We start from the raw sequence: 21,232 nt of genomic DNA, 5'->3' as shown, positions 1-21,232 counted from the left end.
GAAATAGGGATAGTATATTATCTGGCAGCCGTCAATCGGTATTCAAAGTTGATAATATACAGTTCAGAGCCTATCCTGCGGTCCCCGACGGAGGAAACGCCAGTGCCGGACAGCGCACCCGACCACGACCTACACGCCCGGATCATCGACGATATCGGCAATGGCACTTACCCCAGCGGTTCCCGGCTCAAGGTGCAGGAACTGGCGAAACGCTATGGCACCTCGATCATTCCCGTGCGCGAGGCGCTGCGCACCCTGCAAGGCGAAGGACTGGTCGAGATCACGCGCAACAAGGGCGCCACGGTCAGCACGCTCGACGCTGATGTGATCCTTGAGATATTCGAGGTTCTGCAACTGCTGGAACCCTATCTTGTCCGCGATTTCGCACAGTCCTGCCGCCCGCAGGACCTGGATGAGATGGAGATGTTGCAAGCCCAGATGATCGAAACCGATCCGACCAACAAACCGGCCTTCGCGGCGTTGGACAAAGCCTTTCACGCGGTCGTCGCGCGTAGCCACTACAACCGCCGCGCCTCTGCCATCTGGGAATTGCAGCGCCGGTCCCTGAACGCCCTGGCCGCCACGGTCCCGCTGACCCGGTCGCGCCACCGCGAACTGTTACAGGAACACGCCGAATTGCTCGCCGCGTTCCGCGCCAACGACGTCGAGGGCGCTGTCGCCTGTATCGAAAAACACGTCGCCGGGGCGGGTGACCAGATGTATCAACAACTCCGCCGTCTGCGCCCGTCGTGATGCCGGGGCGCGCGCGCCCGTGTCGATCCATAACATAATTCAGGTTATGTAATCGAATGGGACATCTGACCCCGCGGGCCGCGGATTGCGGACCATGGTCCAGAAACGTCAGATGCCCGGCCTTGCGGCCGGGCATCCAGATCCAGACAGATGCTTTTGGGAGAGATGTGGGACGGCGGGAGGTCCGGGCCCACGATCTGTCAGGATGGCGTGGCGCGCGGGGTTGCCCCCGCGGCCGGTGTTACTCGCTGGTCAGGCCCAATTGGCGCAGATACCCCAGATGACTTTCGACCAGGGCCTTGGCCTCGGGCGTGGTGGCGAATTCGTGCCAGGTTTCCTGGGCGACGGCGCGGAACTCGGCGCGGTCTTCGGCGGTCCAGTTGTAGATGCTGATGCCCTTGGCGGCCAGTTCGGCGGCGGCCTCGGCGTTCACCTTCTCGAAGGTCAGCGCGGTGCGCAGCGCCAGGCTTTCCATCGCGATCTCGATGATGGCGCGGTGGTCGTCGGGCAGCCCGTCCCAGACGGCCTTGTTGCAGGCCAGGTGATCGGACGGCATGGAATGAAAACCGGGGAAGGTCGCATGTTCCACGATGTCGAACAGCCCCAGTGACACGTTGGTCGCGATCCCGGCGGCGTCGGCCCCGTCGATGATGCCCGTCTCCAGCGCGGTAAAGACCTCGGTGAAATCCATTACGATGGGCGAGGCGCCCAGCTTTTCGAAGATCTTGGTTTCCATGCCGGGGGGCGACCGGAACTTCCAGTTCTTGAAATCTTCGACGTTGCGCAGCGGGCGCGACGACGACAGGCTTTCCTGCCCCGGCACCCACCAGCCGACCAGGTGCATGTCGTAGGCGTGGAACAGCTCCTGCGCCGCGTCCATGCCACCGCCGTAATACAGCCAGCTCAGCTGCTGATACGGCGTGTCATAGCCGCCCATGATGTCGCCGATGAACTGGAACGCCGGGTTCTTGGAGGTCTGATAGCTGGCCCCCGTCATGTCGCAGTCCAGAATGCCCGAGACGGCGGCGTCAAAGGTTTCGACCGATTTGACGACGGCGGAGGAATAGAAGATCTCGATGTCGATCTCGCCGCCGGACATGCGTTCGACATTGTCGACGAACTGCTGCGCAAGCTGGCCCGAGGGCGATTCCTGCGGAAACAACGACTGCACCCGCAGGGTGGTCGTGGCATGGCCGTCGGCCATCGCGGCGGTCGCCGCAAGGGCGGCGGCAGCAAGTCCCGTCAGGGGTGTCTTAAGTGTCCGCATGATATCCTCCGGCGGGTCAAATCCGGGGATCCGTGGTCCGGGTGGCCCTCCTCGACCGGCCCGGGGGATCCCAAATGGTGTGCAACCTGCGCCGTCCCGTTTGGTTGGGCGGGCGGCGCGTCACGCTCCTATCTTTGAGAGGGGCGGACCTGCGGAGGTAGGGCCATCCGCGCATCGGCTCCTGCGGAGAACCGCAGAAACCGGGTATCAGGCAGCGGGCGCGGGCCTGTGTGTCCACCGCATCACGACGGCGCGCAACCGGTGGCGGACCGGGGCCTCCAACCGCTCTGTCAGGCCGATCGACAACGCCAGCAGCGCCAGTTGAATGACCAGCATGGCCACGATCGCCCCGGACACACCAAAGCTCAGACCCACGGTGGCCAGCAGGGCCAGCCCAAGGTTCTGATGCAGCAGGTAATACGCGTAGGACGCGCGCCCGATCCGCGCCAGGGGGGCCGCCGACAGAAACGGCACGGCACGCGGAGACAGGGCAGCGGTGATCGCCAAGGCGCAGACGATGGTCAGTCCCAAAGCGTAGGCCAGATCATTCGCCGCATAAAGATAGGCCTGCACCAGCCCGCTGATCAGCAGGAACCCGGCGACGCGGCGCGGCACATCCATCCGAAAGGCCGCCAGCGCGATGCCGATGGTAAAGAACGGGTGGTAGTCGGTGAACAGCAGCCCCAGCAGCGGATGATCCGGCGGCAGCAGCTTGACATGCAGCAAGGTGCCGATGGCCATGAACACGGCCCACCCCGCCAGGAAATGCCCCCGCGTCCCAAAGTAGAGCAGCGCGGCAATCGCGTAGAAACGCACCTCGACCCAAAGCGACCAATAGGCCCCGTCCAGCCATTCCAGAGGCCCCAGACCCAGGGCGCGGCCCACGTGTTCCGGTGGCAGGAACGCCATGGAAATCACGAACTCCAGCATGCTGCGCATCAGGGGCGGGGGCCCCAGCCACAGGGTCACGACGAATGTCAGCGACCCGCACAGCAGCAGCGTCGGCCAAAGCCGCAGCAGGCGCAGGGCAAGGAACGCGAGGACGCTGCCGCTGCGTTGCAGGCTGAAGGTGATGACAAATCCCGAGACGATGAAGAACAGCGACACGCCCAGGCCCCCCACCTCGGCCAGCGGAATCCAGGACAGCGCCGCGCCATAGGGCACCAGGTCCAGCCCGCGCCCGGCCGGGGACCAGAACACCGCATAGTGGTACACCGCCACCCAGAGTATCGCGATCGCGCGCAGCCCGTCGATGGCGTCGTACCGGCTGGGCGCGGCGGCCGTCATACCGCCGCCCTGTACAGGTCCAGAAGCTGCTCGGCCCAGGCCTCGGGTGTTTGCGTCACGCCTTCGGCCCCGGCAAAGCCGCGCAGGCTCATGGCGCGGATCTCGTCGTCGGGGCGGTCATGCAGGGCGCGCAGCCCATCGGCCAGGGTTTCAGGCGAGGTGACGTCGACGGCCAGGCCCACCCCCGCAGCCTCCACGTCCCCCGCCAGCAGGGCGACGTCCGACACCGCGACCGGCAACCCGCTGAGCGCGCCTTCGGGGGCGACCAGGCCAAAGGGCTCGGGAAAGCGGGACGGCATCACCAGAATGCGGCGGTCGGAAATGGACGCGGCGATCTCGCTGCGATCGACCCAGCCGGTGAAATCCACCTCGGGATGGGCTGCGACCAGATCGGGGCGATCATCGACGGCGCCGACGATGCGCAGCGGCAACCCGGCGATCCGGGCCGCGCGGCACAGCAGCCCCGCGCCCTTGCCGGTGTAGGTGCGTCCGATGAAGACAAGGCCGCGATTGGTCTCGGCCTCGACACGGGTGGTCGTGATCCGTTCCGCCGGGTTGCGCACGGTGATCAGTGTCGCGGGATCGACGCCACCACGGATCAGACCCTCGGTCATGCCGGGATGCAGGTTGAGAATGCCGGCCCAACTGCGGCCATGGGCCCCCTTGCGGATGTGGGCCTGGCGTAGGGCGCGCCACAGCTTTTGCGGGTAACTGCGGCGGTCGCAGTTGGTTGTCAGGCAGGCCGCCGACAGCGGTCGGCGGCCGCAGGTCTGGCCCGCCTTGAAATCGAAGTAGGAGCCGTTCGGGCAGGCCAGAAAGAAATCGTGCGCATGGACATAGGTGCGCGCCGCGACCGGGGCGAGCGCGTCAAAGATCGACGGCGACAGGATCTGTGCCCAGCCATGCAGGTGATAGACCGTCTGGGCGGTGTCGATGTCGCGGATCGCGGCGGCCACCTTGTCGCGCATTGCCGCATCATAGAGACCATCGCGCAGGGCCGATGCCCTGGACCGTTTCAGCAGACCCGCGCCGCCCATGGGCAGAACGGTCACGCCCAGCCCGGCCAGGGTGCCGTCGTCGCCGGTATCGCCGCACAGATAGGTCACGTCGTGGCCCTGCGCGGCAAACAGGCGCGCGCTGAGCAGGGCCAGGCCGGTGGCCCCGCCGCGCGCCACCCCGGCGTCGTTGATGATGACGATCCGCACGATCTACAGGTCCCGCACGCGGGTCGGGTCAAGCCGTCCGCGCACCAGATCGCCCAGGGCCATCAGGTTGCCCCGCAGACGGCCTGGCCGGTCGATCCAGGCCTCGGGGCGCAGGATCTTGGCGGTATTGGCGGCCATGTTGCGCGCCATCAGGCGCAGGGCCCGGCGCGGGGCCATGGTGCCCTTGCGGATCAGGTACACGGGGTTCGCGATTTGCGAATACCCCAGCGGCACGCCGCGCGACCGGCCTTTTTTGGTGCCAAGGTGCACGCCGTAAAGGGTGTCGAGTTTCAGGATCTCGCCAAAGCGGGCCATCTGGCGCGAAAAGTCCACATCCTCCAGCCAGCCATACATCGGCAGGCGGGTGTCGAACCGCAGGCCGTGGTCGATGGCCGGGGCCACGCGCACCGCCATGTTGCAGCCATAGGCGTTGTAGGTCGGCACCGCGCGGCCATCGGTGCGGGCAGGCGCGCCCGCCAGTTCCACCTGACCCCGCGCATGGTCGAAGCCGGGGCCGCCGATGCCGTCGGCCACGACACGCCCGGTGGCCATGACCACCTCGGGCTGGTTGGCGAAAAGCTGTCTCAGCGCCGAGACGGAGCCGTCGCCCAGCAGGAAATCGTCGTCGAGATAAAGCACGATCGCCTCCTTCGGCGCGGCCTCGATCACCGTGTTGCGTTGCGCGCACAGACCCCGGGGGGAGGTCAGGACGCGCACGCCGTCAGGCAGGTCGGGGGCGTCTGCGTCGGCGGGCTGATCGTCGGGCAGGCATAAAATGATGCCATCGGGCCGGTCGGTCAGCGATGCGGTGTGACGCAGGGTGTCGTGGACGATGCCCCCGCGTCCGGCGGAGGCAATCGCGATGAAGACGGGGGGGGCAAGGTTCTGGGACACGCCCAAAGACCTAGGGGACACCGGATCGGGCGTCTAGCAGGCCCCGTCGCGTTTGATGACGGCCTTGGGCGTCTTTGCAACGATCTTCAGGTCACCCAGGAAGCTTTGCTTTTCGACGTAGTCCACATCCATGGCCACCCGCTCTTCGAAGCCGACGGAGCTGCGGCCCGAGACCTGCCACTGGCCGGTGATGCCGGGGCGAACCTTCTTGTAGGCGCTGGCACCCTTGCCGTAGCGGATCAGCTCGTCCTTGGTGACGGGGCGCGGGCCGACCAGCGACATCTCACCCATCAGGACGTTCCAAAGCTGCGGCAGCTCGTCGATGGACAGTTTCCGCAGCAGGCCACCAAAGGGCAGGATGCGCGGGTCCTGGGCCAGCTTGTGGCTTTCGAGCCATTCGGCCCGACGCTCCGGGTCGCTGTCGAGCACGTCCTGCAGGCGCGCCTCGGCGTCGCGGACCATGGTGCGGAACTTCCAGCACTTGAACTGACGGCCGTTGCGGCCGGTGCGCATATGCCCAAAGAAGATCGGACGCCCGTCTGCAATCAGGATCAGGGCCGACACGACCAGGAAAAGCGGCAGCAGCATCAGCAGGGCCGCGGCAACAAAGGCGCGGTCGAACCAGACCTTGCCGAAGTCGGAAATCTGAGCAGACACCGAAGCACCGCGCGGCTGGGCGGCTTCGGGTTTGGCGTGATCGCGCTCGGCGACGGTCGAGAAAGAGTCAGAGTACATTTAAAACTAGGGACCCGATCCGGTCCCTCCCCGATTTACAAAACGCCACACCACCCATGACTTTTTTACGCCAAATTCTTGCCAAATTGAGATTCAATCTTGCTGACTGTCTGTTTCGCCAAAGGAACCAGTCATTGACGTCTGATAGGCGATAACAGTCCGGAATTCCTGCTACTGTTGCCAAATGCGTAAATGGCACCCTAGGAGAACGGGACCGAATCGGGGTTTTGCTACTCCGACCTTGGAATTCTCTCAAGATCTGTCGGATTTCGGCAGATCAACTTGACGTAAGGTCAGCCGTGAACGATTCGAAAACTAAGGCAAATCGCATGCTTGGCGCCGGTGCGATGACCGCCGCAGAGCGAATCGTGGCGCAAATTTGTCAGTTCACGGTCTTCATCGTGGCCGCACGCATGCTGGGTCCGGCTGATTTTGGCACCTATGCCCTGGTCTCGGCCTGCGCGATTCTGCTGTTGCGCGCCTCCGAGGTCGGATGGGCCCCATATATAATGTGTTGGGCGGGCGACGATCTGGTGCCCCGTCAGGTCCTGACCATGGCCATCGTCTGCGGCTTTGTGTTCGGGATCCTGGGCTTTGCCGGGTCATATGGCGCGCAGTGGTGGGGCATGTCCGCCGATACCGTCGTCCTGATGCAGCTGTTCAGCGTCTGGGTCACCCTGGCCACCATATCGTCGGCCCAAAAGGGCGTGATGATCTGGATGAAGCGGCTGCGGCTGTCGGCCTTGTCGGAAATCCTGGGCGAATTGGTCGGCCTTGCCGTGTCGCTGTCGACGCTGCTGGCGGGCTGGGGCGTGTTGTCGATCGCCTTCGGGCGGTTGGCCTATCAGGTCACGCATCTGTCGATCAGCCTGCTGGTGACGCGCAAATTGCCCGCGTTCGGGTTCGAAGGCGCGATGGTGCGCGAACTTTGGACCTTTTCACACCACTTCTTTACCAGCCGGATGCTGGCCAACATCCGCCTTTATGCCGCGACCTTCATCATCGGCGGCGCGCTCGGGCCCGCGGGCGTCGGCTATTACCGCGTGGCGGAACGGCTGGTCGGTGCTGTGGCCGAGGTCATCGCGGTGCCCGGTCAGCTGCTGGGCTGGGCTCTCTTCAAGGAGGCGCGCGACGGCGAAGGGGCGGCGCAGGCCGACACCCGCGTGCGCGCGCAGCTGCTGACCTTCCTGCGGTTGCTGACCGTCATTTCGGCGCCTCTCTTTGTCTGGCTGATCGCCACCAGCGACATTCTGATCAGCGGCCTGCTGGATTCGGAATGGCTGCCGGCGGTGCCCCTGGTGGCGATGTTGGCCCTGGCGCGGCTGTTGGGCACCTACGGCATCGCGACCGAGCCCTTGCTGTCGCTGACCGGCCAGTCCCGCGAGTTGCCGCGCCTGTCGATGATCATGCTGGTGACGACGGTGGCGACCACGCTGGTCGCGGTGCCCTTTGGCCTGCTGGCGGTGGCGGGCGCGCAATTGGTCACCGCGGTGATCCTGCTGGTCGTGACGCTGCGCCTGTTCGACCGCTTTGCCGGGGTGACCCCCGCGGCCTTTCTGGGCAGCCTGCGGGATCTGGTCGGCCCGCTGGGCGTGGGCATCGGAACCCTGGTGGCCAGCGATTATATCCTGACCCTTCAGACCCTGGTGCCGCCGCTGGCGCAGGCGGTGCTGTCCGGGCTGATCGCCGTCGCAGCCTATGGCGCGGCGCTGGCGCTGATGGCGCCCAGCGTGGTCGAGCAATTGATCGGCACCCGCCGCAAGGAGGCACCGGCCCGATGACCGCCCTGAAATCCACGATCAAATCCATCCTGAAACAGGGGCGCGACGGCACCCGTGCCGCCATGGCGCGCGCGGGCGTCGGTCGCCCGCCCCGCTTTGCCGGGGCCTGGCCGGATCGCGCGGGCGTTCTGGCCGCGCTCGATGCCTCCGAGGTCAAGGGCTATGACGATCCCGGCGTGGCCGAGGTGTCTTTTCCCCAGATGTGCCGCAGAGAGGTCTGGGATTACCCCGTGATCCTGTGGCTGGACCGGTGGCTGGCCGGGGGCGGGCGGGTACTGGATGCGGGCGGGCACATGGGCACCAAGTTCATGGCCTTCCGCGAGGTGCTGGACCTCGGCGCGGCGCGCTGGACCGTCTACGATATGCCCGGCATCGTCACCGCCGCCCGTGCCCGCCAGGCCGAAGGCGTGGTCCCCGCCGAGGTGGGCTTTGTCGACGATATCGCGGACCTGCCCGCGACCGACATCCTGCTGGCCTCGGGCTTGCTGCAATATCTGGACCTGCCGCTGGCGGCATTGCTGCAGGCGCTGCCGGTGCCGCCCGCCCATGTCATCCTGAACAAGGTCGCGTTGCGCGACGGTCCCGCCGTCTTTACCGCCGAACGCATCGGCCCCACCCGCGTCCCCTATCAGATCCGCAGCCGCGATACCTTCGAGGCGGAACTGGCGGCCCTGGGTTATCGTATCGCCGACCGCTGGCAGATCCACGATCTGGGCCACGTCATCCCGACGCATCCGCAACTCGGGCGCAGCGAAAGCTGGGGCTTTGCCCTGACGCAGGACCGCTGAGCCGGGCGCGCGCCCCTCAGAATTACCCAGCTTCGGCCTATTTAGGCCAAATTCCGCGCATAGCGTGACCCCGTACGGATGAATCTGTCTGTATCAGTCCCCCGACAGCTGCGGGGGCTGCTATTGTTCACGGGTCGGTTGGTCACATGTCTGTCAGTCTTTCAAATGCTCTTGCTCCGACCGCCCGCGCCGCCGTTTCCGGGGGGGATTTCTGATGACATCCAATGTGCCTGACATCTATTCCGCCTTTGCCAGACAGGTCGCCCGGACGCCCGAGGCCCCCGCGCTGTGCGGGGCCTGCGCGCCGCTGACCTATGCCCAGGTTGAAACCCGCGCGCAGGCCGTGGCGCGCGCCTTGCAGGACGCGGGCCTGGCCCCCGGCGACCCCGTCGCCCTGTACGGTCAACGCTCGGTCAGCCTGCTGCCGGGCTTGTTCGGCTGCCTGGCCGCCGGGGGCGTCGTCGTGCCGCTGGACCCGGATTTCGCGTCGGAACGGCTGGGGTTCATCCTGACGGACACTGCACCCCGCGCGCTGGTCTGTGCACCTGACGACCTGGCCGCCGCCCGGGCCCTGGCCCCCGGCCTGCCCATCGTGCCGACCGAGGGTCTGTCCGGTCGGGCCACGCCCGTGGCGATAGACCCCGAGGCCCCGGCCTTCGTGCTCTATACCTCCGGCAGCACGGGCACGCCCAAGGGTGTCGTCCTGCCGCACCGCGCCGTCACGACCTATGAATTCGGCCCCGGTGACCTGGCGGTGACGGACAAGGACGTGGTGCTGCATGCCTCGACGCTGGCCTGCGACGGGATGCTGCCCGAGGCGGTGGCCCCCCTGTTGCGCGGGGCCTCGGTGGCGGTGGTCGAGGCGGCGCCCGTGTCCGTTTCCGCGCTGGCAGAGGTGATCGCGCGCGACGGCGTGACGGTCGTGCCGCTCTATACCGGTCTTCTGAACCTGATGATCGACGCCCGCGTCGATGCCTTTGCGCCCGTGCGGATGATCCTGTCCGGCGGCGAGGCGATGTCCCTGCCCCGCATCCGCACCCTGACCGCGCGCTGGCCCGACCTGACCGTCGTCAATGAATTCGGCCCGACCGAGACCTGCATCGGCAGCCTGGCCCATGTCGTCACCGCCGCCGATCTGGACGCCGGGGTCATTCCCATCGGCACCCCGCTGGCGGGCGAAGACGCGCTGTTGCTGGGCCGCGACCTGACCCCCGTGACCGGGGGCGTGGGACAGATCGCGATTGCCGGGACGGGCCTGGCGCTTGGCTATCTGAACCGGCCCGACCGGACGGAGGCCGCCTTTGTGCCCGATCCGCGCGACGGCTCCGCGGGCCTGGTCTATCTGACGGGCGATCTGGCGGAGCGTCGCACCGATGGGGCGTTTGTCTATCACGGACGCGCCGACCGGCAGATGAAGCTGGCCGGGCGCCGCGTCGAACTCGACGGGATCGAGGCCGCGCTGGCCGCCGCCCCCTCGGTCGCGGATGTGGTCGTCGAACCGGTGACCGGGCCGGGCGGGCACAAGCAACTGGTGGCTTTCGTGCAGACGACGGGTCCGGTCGCCGCCGACTATCCGGCTCAACTGCGGGTCGAGGCGGGCGGCGACATTCACGACCACGTCTTTCCGCGTCGGATCGAAATCCGCGACGTCTTTCCCCTGACGCAGAACGGCAAGGTGGATCGCAAGGCCCTGCTGGCCACCCTGTCCGAGGCGGCGCCCGCGCCCGCGCCAGTGGCGCAGGACATCGCAGGCACCGTCGCGCGGATCTGGCAAGAGGTGTTGGGCGGCCCCCTGCCCAAACCCGCCGACCGGTTTTTCGACCTGGGCGGCACGTCCCTGCAACTGATCGAGGCGCACGCCCGGATCGAGGCGGCGCTGTCCTTGCGGTTCGACATCGCCCTGATGTTCGAGGTGCCGAAGCTGGGCGACCTGATCGCCCGCCTGTCCGCGCTTGGCACCGGCACCGCGCCGCAGGGGGCGCCCCGCGCCGACACCCGCGAGGGTGCGATTGCCGTCGTCGGCATGGCCGTGCGCCTGCCGGGGATCGACACGTTGGGGGCGTTCTGGGATCTGATCGAAACCGGCGGCACCACCGTCGAACGCATCCCCCCCGAGGAACTGGAAGACAGCTACGACGCGGCCACCCGCGCCCGGCCCGATTACGTCCCCGCCCGCGCGATCCTGCGCGATGTGGATCAGTTCGATCCGAAGTTCTTTGGCCTCATGCCGCTGGAGGCCGCGCGCATCGACCCGCAGGGCCGCGTGTTCCTCGAACTCTGCCAGCAGGCGCTGGACAACGCGGGTCTGGACCCGATGCGCACGCCGGGGCGTGTGGGTCTGTATGCCGGGTCGTCGATGTCGACCTATCTTTTGCAGAACCTGCTTCGGGACCGCGAAGGCGTGGCGCGCTTCACCTCCGGGTTTCAGTTGGATTACACCGAACTGGCGGGCAACGTCGGCGACGACATCCCGTCCCGCACGGCGCAGAAACTGGGCCTGACCGGCCCCGCCATGTCGGTCACCACCGCCTGTTCCACCGGCCTTGTCGCCGTCATCCAGGCCTGCGAGGCGCTGCGCGCGGGCCGTGTCCACACGGCCATGGCCGGCGGCGTGTCGATCACCTTCCCGCAGAAACGCGGCTATCTGGCGATGGAGGGGGGGATGGCCTCGCTCGATGGCACCTGCCGTCCGTTCGACGCCGATGCCAATGGCACGATATTCGGCGACGGGGCCGGGGTCGTCGTTCTGAAACGCCTGTCGGATGCATTGGCCGAGGGCGACACGATCCACGCCGTCGTGCGCGGCACGGGCCTGTCCAACGACGGCGGGCGCGGCATGTCCTATACCGCGCCGTCGGTCACCGGTCAGGCCGAGGCGATCACCGATGCGCTGACCGATGCGGGTATCGCGGGGGCGGACGTCGGGTTCGTCGAATGCCATGGCACCGCCACGCCGCTGGGCGACCCAGTCGAGATTGCGGGTCTGAAGGCGGCGCTCGGGCCGGTGCGCGGTGCCGCGCTTGGCGCGGTCAAGGGCAACCTGGGGCATCTGGACGCGGCGGCGGGGATCGCCGGGTTCATCAAGGCGTGCCTCGTGCTGTCCCACGGCGTCATCCCGCCCGTCGCCCATCATCGCCGCCTGAACCCCCAGATCGACCTGGAGGGCAGCGGTCTGCACGTGCCGACCGCCGCGACCCCCTGGGACGCGGACGGCCCGCGCTATGCCGGTGTCAGCGCTTTTGGCGTGGGCGGCAGCAACGCCCATGTGATCCTGCAATCCGCGCCGGACCGGGGCACCGCCCTGCCCGTGGATGCGCCGATGATCCTGCCGCTGTCGGCCAAGACCGGCGCTGCGCTCAAGGTCATGGCCGGGGCGCTGGCCGACCATCTGGAGGGGTCCGACCAGGCCCTGGCGGACGTCGCCCGCACCCTGCAACAGGGCCGCCGCACCTGGGATTGGCGCGGCGGTGTCGTGGCCCGCGATCGGGCCGGGGCCATCGCCGCCCTGCGCCGGATGCGCGCCGCCCGCGCGCCTGCGCCCGACGGGCCGCGCCTGGTGATGCTGATGCCCGGACAGGGCGCGCAGTATCCCGGCATGGCTGGCCCCCTGCATGCAGCGGAGCCGGTCTTTGCCGCGGCGTTCGACACCGGTCTTGCCGCCCTGCCCCCCGAAGTCGCGGAGGAGCTGCGGCCCCTCCTGCTCGATACGCCCGACGATTTCGAAACCGCCGCCCGGACGCTGGCCCAGACCCGCCTGGCGCAACCGGCCCTTCTGATGACCGAGGTGGCGATGGCCCGCCTGTGGCAGGCGCGGGGGGTGCAGGCGGACCTTTACATCGGTCATTCGGTCGGCGAACTGGCCGCCGCCGTGCTGGCAGGTGTCGTCGACATGGCCCAGGCCGTCACCTTCGTCACCCGGCGCGGCGCCTTGATGCAGGCGCAGGACGCAGGCGGCATGACCGCCGTGTCCGCCACCGAAAACGAGCTGACCGCCCTGATGGATGGCACCGTCGATCTGGCCGCCCGCAATGGCCCGGACCAGCAGGTCATCGCCGGATCGCTGGCGGCGCTGGACACCTTCGAGGCGAAACTGACCGCCGCCGATGTCACCTTCCGCCGGCTGCGCAGCTCTCACGCGTTTCATTCCCGGATGATGGACGATGTCGTCCCCGCCCTGCTCGAGGTGGCGCAAGCCATGACGCTGCGCGCGCCGACGCACCCGATCCTGTCCACCGTCACGGGCCAGCCCCTGACCGACGCGCAGGCCACCGATCCCGCCTATTGGGCCGGTCAGGCGCGCGCCTGCGTCGATTTCCGCGCAGCCCTCGCCACGCTCGCCACGCAGGACGCCCCCCCCGCGATGCTGGAGGTCGGGCCGGGCCGCACGCTTGCCGCGCTGACGGCGCAATGCCTGCCGCCCGAGGCCTATCTGGACGCGCAGCCGTCGATGCCGGACCCGGCCCACGTGACCGAGGCGCGCGACCTGCTGGCCGCCACCGCGCTCCGGCTGTGGCAGACGGGCGTGGGCGTCACCCTTGGCACCGACATCCCCGGCAGCGCCCGCAAGGTGCCTTTGCCGTCCTACCCGTTCGAGCGGCAGCGTTGCTGGTTCGACGCTGCCCCCGAAACACCCCAGGCCGCGCCCGCCGCGCCCCCCGCCATTGCCGAAACCCCCATTTCTCCAGTCGTTACAGGTTCCCCCATGTCCCAAGCCGCTGCTCCCACCGTTCTGCCCGCCCTTCTCGACCTGATCGCTGACATGGCGGGGATGGAGCTTGCGCCCGATGACGCAGACAGCAGCTTTCTGGAGCTGGGCCTCGACAGCCTGTTCCTGGGTCAGCTAACGCAGGAAATCGGGCGCACGTTCAAGGTGCAGTTCGGGTTTCGCCGCCTGACGGGTGATCTGGGCACGCCCACGGCGCTGGCCGATTTCATCCTGGCCGAGAATCCCGCCGCCGCCCCTGCCGCGGCGTCCACACCGGAGGCAACCCCCGCGCCGGTTGCCGCCGCGGCCCCCGCCCCGGCGATGCTGCAGGCCCCCGTGCCTGCACAGATGCCGCCCCTGGCCGCCGGATCCGACACCGCCACGATCATGCAGGCGCAGATGGCCGCGATGCAGGCGCTCTTCTCGCAGCAGCTCGCCGCGCTCGGCGGGGCCGCCCCGGTCCAGGCCCAACCGGTCGCGGCCCCCGCGCCCGTCGCGGCACCCGTCGCACCGGTACCCGTTGCCGCGACCGATCCGGCCCCGGCAGAGCCCAAGGCCTCCGGCCGCCGCCGCGCGGCCATGATCTCCAACGCGGAGCTGACCGAAGACCAACGCGTCTTTGCCCGCGATCTGGCCGCCCGCTATTCCGCCAAGTACCCCGGATCAAAGGCGCATACCGACCAATACCGCCTGGTGCATGCCGACCCGCGCACCGCATCCGGGTTCCACGCCGACTGGAAGGAACTGGCCTTTCCCATCGTGGCCGAGCGCGCCAAGGGGGCCTATATCACCGACCTGGACGGCAACGACCTGATCGACCTGGTCAATGGGTTCGGCCAGACCGCCTTTGGCCACGCCCCCGACTTTGTGGGCCGCGCCGTCGCGAAGCAGCTGGAAAAGGGCTATGCCCTCGGGCCACAGGCCGAACGCGCCGGCCCCCTGGCCGAGAAATTCGCCCGCGCCGTGGGGCATGAACGTGTCAGCTTCTGCAACACCGGGACCGAGGCCGTCATCGCCGCCGTGCGCGCCGCGCGCACCGCGACGGGCCGCGAAAAGGTGGTGCTGTTCGACAAATCCTATCACGGTCAGCACGACGAGGTTCTGGTCAAGCCCGGCGCCAATGCCGCCAAGCCGACGGCCCTGCCCTCGGCCCCCGGCATTCCGCGCGGTGGTCTGGGCAACGTCGTCGTCCTGCCCTTCGCCAGCCCCGAGGCGCTGGACTACATCCGCGAGAATGCGGACGATCTGGCCGCCGTCCTGATCGAAAGCGTGCGCAGCCGCTATCCGGCCGAGCGCCCCGAGCAGTTCGTGCGCGACATCAAGGCCATCACCGATCAGCACGAGGCCGCGCTGATCATGGACGAGGTGGTCACCGGCTTCCGCACGCACGCGCGCGGGATGCAGGGTGTCTGGGGCATTCAGGGCGACATGGCCGTCTATGGCAAGGTGGTGGGCGGTGGCCTGCCCATCGGGGTGCTGGCCGGATCGCGCAAGTTCATGGATGCCCTCGACGGCGGCCCCTGGCAGTTCGGCGACGACAGCCGCCCCGAGGCGATGCCGACCTTTGTCGCCGGCACCTTCGTGCGGCACCCGCTGGTTCTGGCGGCGGTCGAGGCCTGTCTGGACTGGATGGCGGACCACGGTGACCGGCTTTGGGTCGAGACCGCCGATCTGCTGGCGGGCATGGCAACCCGGATGCGCGCCGCGTTGGACGCGCGCGGCCTGCCCGACGTGATCGAGGATTATTCGTCCTGGCTGGTGGTCGACCTGACCGATCTGGACCCCCGCGCGACCCTGCTTTATCCGCTGATGCGGCTGCAGGGCGTGCATGTGATGGACGGCTTCTGCTGGTTCCTGACCACCGAACATGGCCAGGCCGAGGTCGACCGCGTGGTCGCCGCCTTCGAGCAATCGCTCGACACCCTGCTGTCGGTCGGCATTCTGGCAGACGTTCGCCGCGCCGATGCGCCGCCCCTGCCCGCACGCCCCGAAGCGACCGAGATCCGCCCCCTGACCGCCAGCCAGCGCGAGATCTGGATGCGGCATCAACTGGGCGGCCTGGCCGCTGCCGCCTTCAACGAAAGCGGGACGCTCTGGTTCGAGGGCGATCTGGACACGGACGCCCTGCGCGCCGCGCTGTCGGGCACCGTCGCGCGCCGCGATGCCCTGCGCCTGCGGTTTGCCCGCGACGGCAGCGGCTTTGCCGTGACCCCGCCCGAGGCGCTGGACCTGACGGTCACCGACCTGTCCGGCGCCGCGGACCCGGACGCCGCCCTGACGGAGGTGCTGGCCCAGGACGCGCAGACCGCCTTTGACCTGACCGAAGACGCGCCGATCCGCGCGCGCCTGTTCAAGCTGGCTGACACCCGCCACGCCCTGATGATCACCGCGCACCACATCGTGCTGGACGGCTGGTCCTTCGGGCTGATCCTGGACGATCTTGCCGCGCTTTACGAAGGCGCGCGCACCGGTGCCGATGCGGGCCTGCCCGCCGCGCCCCGCTTTGCTGATTACGCGGCCCGGCCCGCCAAGCGGGACGAGGCGCTGGCGACCTTCTGGAAGGACACCTTTGCGGATGTCCCCGCCCTGCCCGACCTGCCGACCGACCGGCCCCGCCGCATGTCGGCGGACCGCCCCGGCGCGACCGTGGTCCATGAAATCCCCCGCGCCGTCGTCAACGACCTGAAGGCGCTTGGCGCGAAACACGGCTGCACCATCTTTTCGGTCACCTTCGCCGCGATGCAGGCGCTGGTGCACCGGCTGTCGGGCGCGACTGACATCGTGATCGGGGTGCCCACCGCCGCGCAGCAGGCCGCCGCGCCGGGCGATCTGGTGGGGCACCTCGTGAACTTCCTGCCGATCCGGTCGCAGGCGGACCCGGACGCGCAGGTGACCCGGCATCTGCAATCGGTGCGCGACGCGATCTATGCCGCGCTGGATCACGACGGCATGACCTTCGGCGAGATTCTGGACGTGGCCGAGGTGCCGCGTCGCCTGGACCGCCTGCCCCTGACCGAGATCGAATTCAACCTGGAGGAACCGGCCCCCCTGACCTTCGCGGACGTCGCCACTCGGTTCGAAACCAACCCCAAGGCGGCCGTCACCTTCGATCTGTTCTTCAACCTCGTGGTCGAGGACAGCGGCCTGCGGATCGAGGCGCATTACGCCTCCGACCTGTTCGACGCCGCCACCGTGCGCGCCTGGGCCGACAGCTACGAGACGCTGCTGCGCGCCATGGTCGCCACGCCCGAGGCGCGTCTGGACGATCTGGCGCTGACCCAGACGGTCGCCGCGCCGGTCGCGCAGCAGGACCATCCGGCCCTGCCCGCCCTGTTGGCCGATGTCGTAGCGCGGCGCGGGGATGCGACCGCCCTGGAAACCGCCACCGGCACCACCAGCTATGCCGACCTCTGGGCGCAGAGCGGCGCGATTGCCGCCGCCATTCAGGCCACCGGTACCACGGGCCGGGTCGCGGTCTGCCTGCCGCGCGGGGGCGCATTGATCCCGGCGCTGCTGGGTGTGCTGCGGGCGGGCTGCGCCTTTGTGCCGCTGGACCCGAAACAGCCCGACGCCCGGCTGGGCAAGATCCTGGACGATGCGGCCCCCGGTCTGATCCTGACCGATGACACGGCGCGCTTTGCCGATCGCCAGGTGATGACGCCCGACGTGGCCATGGCGGTGCCAGCGGACATGACCCTGACGCCCGACGCCCCGGCCTATGTCATCTATACCTCCGGCTCTACCGGCACGCCCAAAGGGGTCGAGGTGCCGCACCGCGCGTTGTCCAACCTGCTGTTGTCGATGGTCGCCGAACCGGGCCTGTCCGAGGATGACCGCCTGCTGGCCGTGACCACCGCGATGTTCGACATCTCGATCCTGGAAATGTTCGGCCCGCTGGTCGCCGGGGCCCGCGTGGTGCTGGCCCCCGCCGAAGACGTGATCGACGGCTTCAAGCTAGCCGCGCGGCTGAACCGGGGCGACATCACCGTGATGCAGGCGACGCCGACGCTGTGGTCGATCCTGCTGACGGCGGGTGTCACGCTGCCCGACGGCTTCCGCGCCTGGGCGGGGGGCGAACCCCTGCCCCGCGATCTGGCGGCGCAGCTGCTGGATACCGGGGCCGAGGTCTGGAACCTCTACGGCCCGACCGAGACGACGATCTGGTCGGCGGTGAAACAGGTGACACCCGGCGGGGACATCACCATCGGCGGTCCCATCGCCCAGACAGAACTGCACGTGCTGGACGCCTCTGGCGCGCCCTGCCCCGTGGGTGTCGTCGGCGAGCTGAATATCGGCGGCGCGGGCCTGGCGCTTGGCTATGCCGGGCAACCCGACCGCACGGCGCAGGCGTTCCGCGATGTGACCATCGACGGCACCGCGCGCCGGCTCTATGCGACCGGCGACATGGCCAAACGTCGCGCCGATGGCGACATCGACGTGCTGGGCCGCCGCGACGGTCAGGTGAAACTGCGCGGTTTCCGCATCGACCTGGGCGAGATCGAGGCGATGCTGCGCGCTCATCCCGCGATCACCGCCGCCGCCGTCGACCTGCGCGCGCGGCGCGACGGCGACCCGCAACTGGTGGGCTATGTCACCGGGCCGGGCGAGATGCCCGACGGTCCGACCCTGATGCGCGCCTTGGCCGCCGATCTGCCGGACTACATGATCCCGACCGCCTGGATGCATCTGGACGCCCTGCCGCAGACGGCCAACGGCAAGCTGGACCGCAAGGCGTTGCCGACACCCGACCTGGCCCCCCGCGCGGTGCAGACCGACGTGCCGCCCGAGACGGCCACGGAACAGCGGCTGGCCGCGATCTGGTCCGACGTTTTGGGACAGCCGGTCGGTGACGTGACCACGACCCTGCTGGATCTGGGGGCCGACTCCCTTTCGATCTTCCGCCTCGCCGCGCGCCTGCTGGCCGAGGACATGGAGCTGGAGGCGCGGCATCTGTTCGAACACCCCTCTGTGCGGGCGCTCGCCGCTTTCTACGACAGCCGCGACGCGGAGGGCGCGCCCAAGACCGCCCGCCCGAAGCTGAGCGATTTCCGCAGGGGCGCCCGCCGCGCCGCAGGGGACAAGGCATGACCGAGACACAGAACACGCCCGCCCCCGCCGGGGACATGGTCGCGGAATTCCCGCTGAGCGCGGCACAAACCCGGTGCTGGATCATCGACCAGGCGATGCCGGGCAACGTGATCCTGAACGTCGCGGTGCGCTGGCAATTGACCGGGCCCCTGCGCTCGGACGAGCTGGAGGCGGCGTTTCACCGGGTCATCGACAGGCACGAGGTTCTGCGCACCTCGTTTCACGACACCGACGCGGGGCCTGTGCAGCGGGTCCACGAAACCGTGCCCTTCCAACTGGCCACCGTCGATCTGCGCCCGGTGCCCGAGGCGGATCAACCCGCCCGCGTCGACGCCATCGCCCGCGAGGTGGCGGCGCGGCCCTTTGATCTGTCGCAGCCCGGCCTGATCCGGGCCACCCTGATCCGCCTGACCCAGGACCGTGCGATCCTGTGCTATGTCATCCACCAAAGCTGTTTCGACGGGTTTTCGATCAAGGTGCTGGGCCGCGAAATCGGCTCGGCGCTGGCGGGCATCGACCTGCCGGAGCTGGAGCTGCAGTACGGCGATTACACCCTGTGGCAGAAGGATTACTTCGACAGCGGTGCCCTGGACGAAGATCTGGCCTACTGGCGCGATACGCTCGCCGATGCGCCATACTTCGAGGTGCCCACCGACGCCCCGCGCCCCCTGCGCAAGGACGGTGTCGTCCATCATGTGACGACGGATCTGCCCGATGGGTTCGGTGATCGGCTGACGCGGGCCGCGCAGACGCTCGGCGTGTCGAAATTCGCGCTTGGCACCGCCATCTTTTCGGCGGCCCTGCACCGGGTGACCGGGGCGGAGGATGTCCTGTTCGGCACCCAGATCGCGGGCCGCATGGACGAGGCGCTGGAGCCGCTGATCGGCGTCTTCATCAACAACCTTGTGTTGCGTACCCGGCCCACGGCGGACACGGCCCTAGCCCAACATATTGCCCGCGCCCGCCCCGTGGTCGAAGGCGCGCTGATTCATCAGCAAGCGCCCTTCAACAAGCTGGTCGAAACCCTGAACCCGCCGCGCGACCCGTCGCGCACGCCGCTGATCTCGATCAATTTCAACCTGCAAAGCGTCTTCATGGAGACGGCGGACTACGGCGGCATCTCGATGAAATCGGTGCCCAGCCACGCGCCCGGCGCGCTCTATGATCTCGACATGGCGGTGATGGAACGGCCGACCGGCTGGCAGATCACGCTGGAATACGCCGCCGAGCTGTTCACCGAGGACAGCGCCCGCCAGATCGTCGAAACCGTGGTGAACTGCTTTGACGCGGCCTTTGACGCGCCCGAGACGCCGCTGGGACAGATCCCGATGTCCGGCCCCCTGCGCCGCGCCGCAAGCGAGCGGTCGGAGGACCGCGACCGCGCCCTGGCCCTGGTGGAAAACCGCCTGACCGCGCACCCGATGGTGGCCGAGGCCGTGGCCCTTTCCCACGACGGCGGGGCCTACGGCTTCGTCGTGCCGGGCGACACCGGGGCGTTTCCGCTGGAACAGCTGCCCGAGGCGATCCTGGCCGACCTGTCGGAGTCCGGTCTGACCGGGATCAGCGTCGTGGCGGCACTGCCGCGCAGCAGCACGGGCACACCGAACCGAAGCGCCCTGCGCATTCCGGCCGGACGCAAAGCCGCGCCCGCCGATGACGGGCTGACCCGCGAGACGCTGACCGCGCTGCGCGCCGACTGGGCAGAGCTGCTGGACACGCGCGACGTGTCTTCGACGGCGCATTTCTTTGACCTGGGCGGTCATTCCCTGCTGGTCCTGCGGATGATCGCGCGGCTGCGCGACCGCTGGGGCGTGGCGCTGGACCTGGCCGAGGTCTATGAAAACCCGGTGCTGGGCGATTTCGCCCGCATCGTCGCCGCCCGCCGCGCGCCCGCAATGACCGGTGCCCCGGTCAGCGACCCATCCCTTTTGCGGCTGCGCAAGGAGGGCACGGGCCAGCCGTTCATCGCCGTCAACAACGCGGCCACGGCGCTGGCCATCTCCACCCTGCCGGGACAGGATCGACCCGTCTCGGTCGTGCGTCTGCCCGAGGATCGGATGGACATCGGCACCCAGGCCGATTTCCTGGACGTGGCCGAAATGTATGCCGAACAGGTCCGCCGCCTGCAGGCCGAAGGGCCCTATCTGCTTTACGGCAATTGCGTGCACGGAAACCTCGCGCTGGAAACCGCGCGGCTGTTGGTGGCCGACGGCGCCCCGGCGCGCGTGATGATGAAAGACGTGTGGGAGCCGGGGTTTTCCCAGCAGGTCCACCGCGACCCGCGCCTGCGCAAACAGGATCGCAACCACTCGCTGAAACTGCGGCTGAAATATTGGCGCGAGGGCGAGATGTCGACCGCCGCCCTGCTGGGCAGTTATGGCATTTTCCACCGCACCGGGGCGCTGCGCGCGCTGCATGCGCTGCGGCTGATCGACCACGCGCAAAAGACGGATCTGGAGGCCGGGCAGGAGGCGTTCATCATCGAGATGTCGCGCGCCCGCGACCGCTATCGCCCCGCGCCCGTGACCTTTCCGGTGTTGCACATCGTCACCGATGCCTCGCCCAGCGGACCGCTGTGGAAACCTTCGCTCGGCTGGGAGGATGTGATGGCCGAAAGCCAGTTGCAGACCGTCCATTTCGACCGGGTCTATATCTCCCGCGATCGGCGGATCGGGGTGGAGGACATGGGCACCGCGATGGAGAACTGGCTGGCGGGGGGCGTCTGACCC

Annotated in this window: 10 protein-coding genes; 5 read left to right on the top strand and 5 right to left on the bottom strand. The window is 68.4% G+C overall.

Annotation, left to right across the window (positions count from 1 at the left end; all coding sequences use genetic code 11):
• The first annotated feature begins 102 nt into the window (after positions 1–102).
• Positions 103–753 carry a GntR family transcriptional regulator gene (locus K3551_RS19720; RefSeq protein ID WP_259920502.1) on the top strand — a complete coding sequence of 217 codons (651 nt, stop codon included), beginning with the start codon at positions 103–105 and terminating at the stop codon, positions 751–753.
• Positions 754–994: 241 nt separating this feature from the next.
• On the opposite strand, the gene K3551_RS19715 is transcribed toward K3551_RS19720, so the two are convergent.
• From K3551_RS19715 to K3551_RS19695, 5 genes are all read right to left on the bottom strand, one after another.
• Complete coding sequence (locus K3551_RS19715) at positions 995–2,020, bottom strand: TRAP transporter substrate-binding protein (RefSeq protein ID WP_259920501.1); 1,026 nt, start codon at positions 2,018–2,020, stop codon at positions 995–997.
• A gap of 207 nt (positions 2,021–2,227) precedes the next feature.
• Positions 2,228–3,307: an acyltransferase gene (locus K3551_RS19710; RefSeq protein WP_259920499.1), complete on the bottom strand. Its 1,080-nt coding sequence runs from the start codon at positions 3,305–3,307 to the stop codon at positions 2,228–2,230.
• Positions 3,304–4,512: a glycosyltransferase family 4 protein gene (locus K3551_RS19705; RefSeq protein WP_259920497.1), complete on the bottom strand. Its 1,209-nt coding sequence runs from the start codon at positions 4,510–4,512 to the stop codon at positions 3,304–3,306. Before K3551_RS19705 ends, K3551_RS19710 begins: the two co-directional genes overlap by 4 nt.
• A 3-nt stretch (positions 4,513–4,515) precedes the next feature.
• Positions 4,516–5,406, bottom strand: a complete 891-nt coding sequence (locus K3551_RS19700; protein ID WP_259920495.1) for a glycosyltransferase family 2 protein — start codon at positions 5,404–5,406, stop codon at positions 4,516–4,518.
• Between the two features lie 33 nt (positions 5,407–5,439).
• Positions 5,440–6,141 (bottom strand): sugar transferase, encoded by a 702-nt coding sequence (locus K3551_RS19695; RefSeq protein ID WP_259920493.1) that lies wholly within the window; start codon positions 6,139–6,141, stop codon positions 5,440–5,442.
• Positions 6,142–6,470: 329 nt separating this feature from the next.
• On the opposite strand from K3551_RS19695, the gene K3551_RS19690 reads away from it, so the two are divergent.
• The 4 genes from K3551_RS19690 (at position 6,471) to K3551_RS19675 (ending at position 21,229) form a co-directional block, all read left to right on the top strand.
• Positions 6,471–7,922 (top strand): oligosaccharide flippase family protein, encoded by a 1,452-nt coding sequence (locus K3551_RS19690; RefSeq protein ID WP_259920491.1) that lies wholly within the window; start codon positions 6,471–6,473, stop codon positions 7,920–7,922.
• Complete coding sequence (locus K3551_RS19685; RefSeq protein WP_259920488.1) at positions 7,919–8,710, top strand: methyltransferase, TIGR04325 family; 792 nt, start codon at positions 7,919–7,921, stop codon at positions 8,708–8,710. Before K3551_RS19690 ends, K3551_RS19685 begins: the two co-directional genes overlap by 4 nt.
• A 214-nt stretch (positions 8,711–8,924) precedes the next feature.
• Positions 8,925–18,503 (top strand): non-ribosomal peptide synthetase/type I polyketide synthase, encoded by a 9,579-nt coding sequence (locus tag K3551_RS19680; RefSeq protein WP_259920486.1) that lies wholly within the window; start codon positions 8,925–8,927, stop codon positions 18,501–18,503.
• The gene (locus tag K3551_RS19675) at positions 18,500–21,229 is read left to right on the top strand and encodes a condensation domain-containing protein (protein WP_259920485.1); all 2,730 of its coding nucleotides are present in this window, start codon (positions 18,500–18,502) and stop codon (positions 21,227–21,229) included. Before K3551_RS19680 ends, K3551_RS19675 begins: the two co-directional genes overlap by 4 nt.
• The last annotated feature ends 3 nt before the right edge of the window (positions 21,230–21,232 follow it).

Source organism: Jannaschia sp. M317, from assembly GCF_025141175.1.
Classification (GTDB): Bacteria; Pseudomonadota; Alphaproteobacteria; order Rhodobacterales; family Rhodobacteraceae; genus Jannaschia.
This window is presented reverse-complemented; position numbering and strand designations above follow the sequence as displayed.

Bases quoted from the DNA above. Each gene is read 5' to 3' on its own strand.
- K3551_RS19675 (WP_259920485.1), top strand. From the start codon at position 18,500: ATGACCGAGACACAGAACACGCCCGCCCCCGCCGGGGACATGGTCGCG.
- K3551_RS19695 (WP_259920493.1), bottom strand. From the start codon at position 6,141: ATGTACTCTGACTCTTTCTCGACCGTCGCCGAGCGCGATCACGCCAAA.
- K3551_RS19715 (WP_259920501.1), bottom strand. From the start codon at position 2,020: ATGCGGACACTTAAGACACCCCTGACGGGACTTGCTGCCGCCGCCCTT.
- K3551_RS19690 (WP_259920491.1), top strand. From the start codon at position 6,471: ATGCTTGGCGCCGGTGCGATGACCGCCGCAGAGCGAATCGTGGCGCAA.
- K3551_RS19710 (WP_259920499.1), bottom strand. From the start codon at position 3,307: ATGACGGCCGCCGCGCCCAGCCGGTACGACGCCATCGACGGGCTGCGC.
- K3551_RS19680 (WP_259920486.1), top strand. From the start codon at position 8,925: ATGACATCCAATGTGCCTGACATCTATTCCGCCTTTGCCAGACAGGTC.
- K3551_RS19685 (WP_259920488.1), top strand. From the start codon at position 7,919: ATGACCGCCCTGAAATCCACGATCAAATCCATCCTGAAACAGGGGCGC.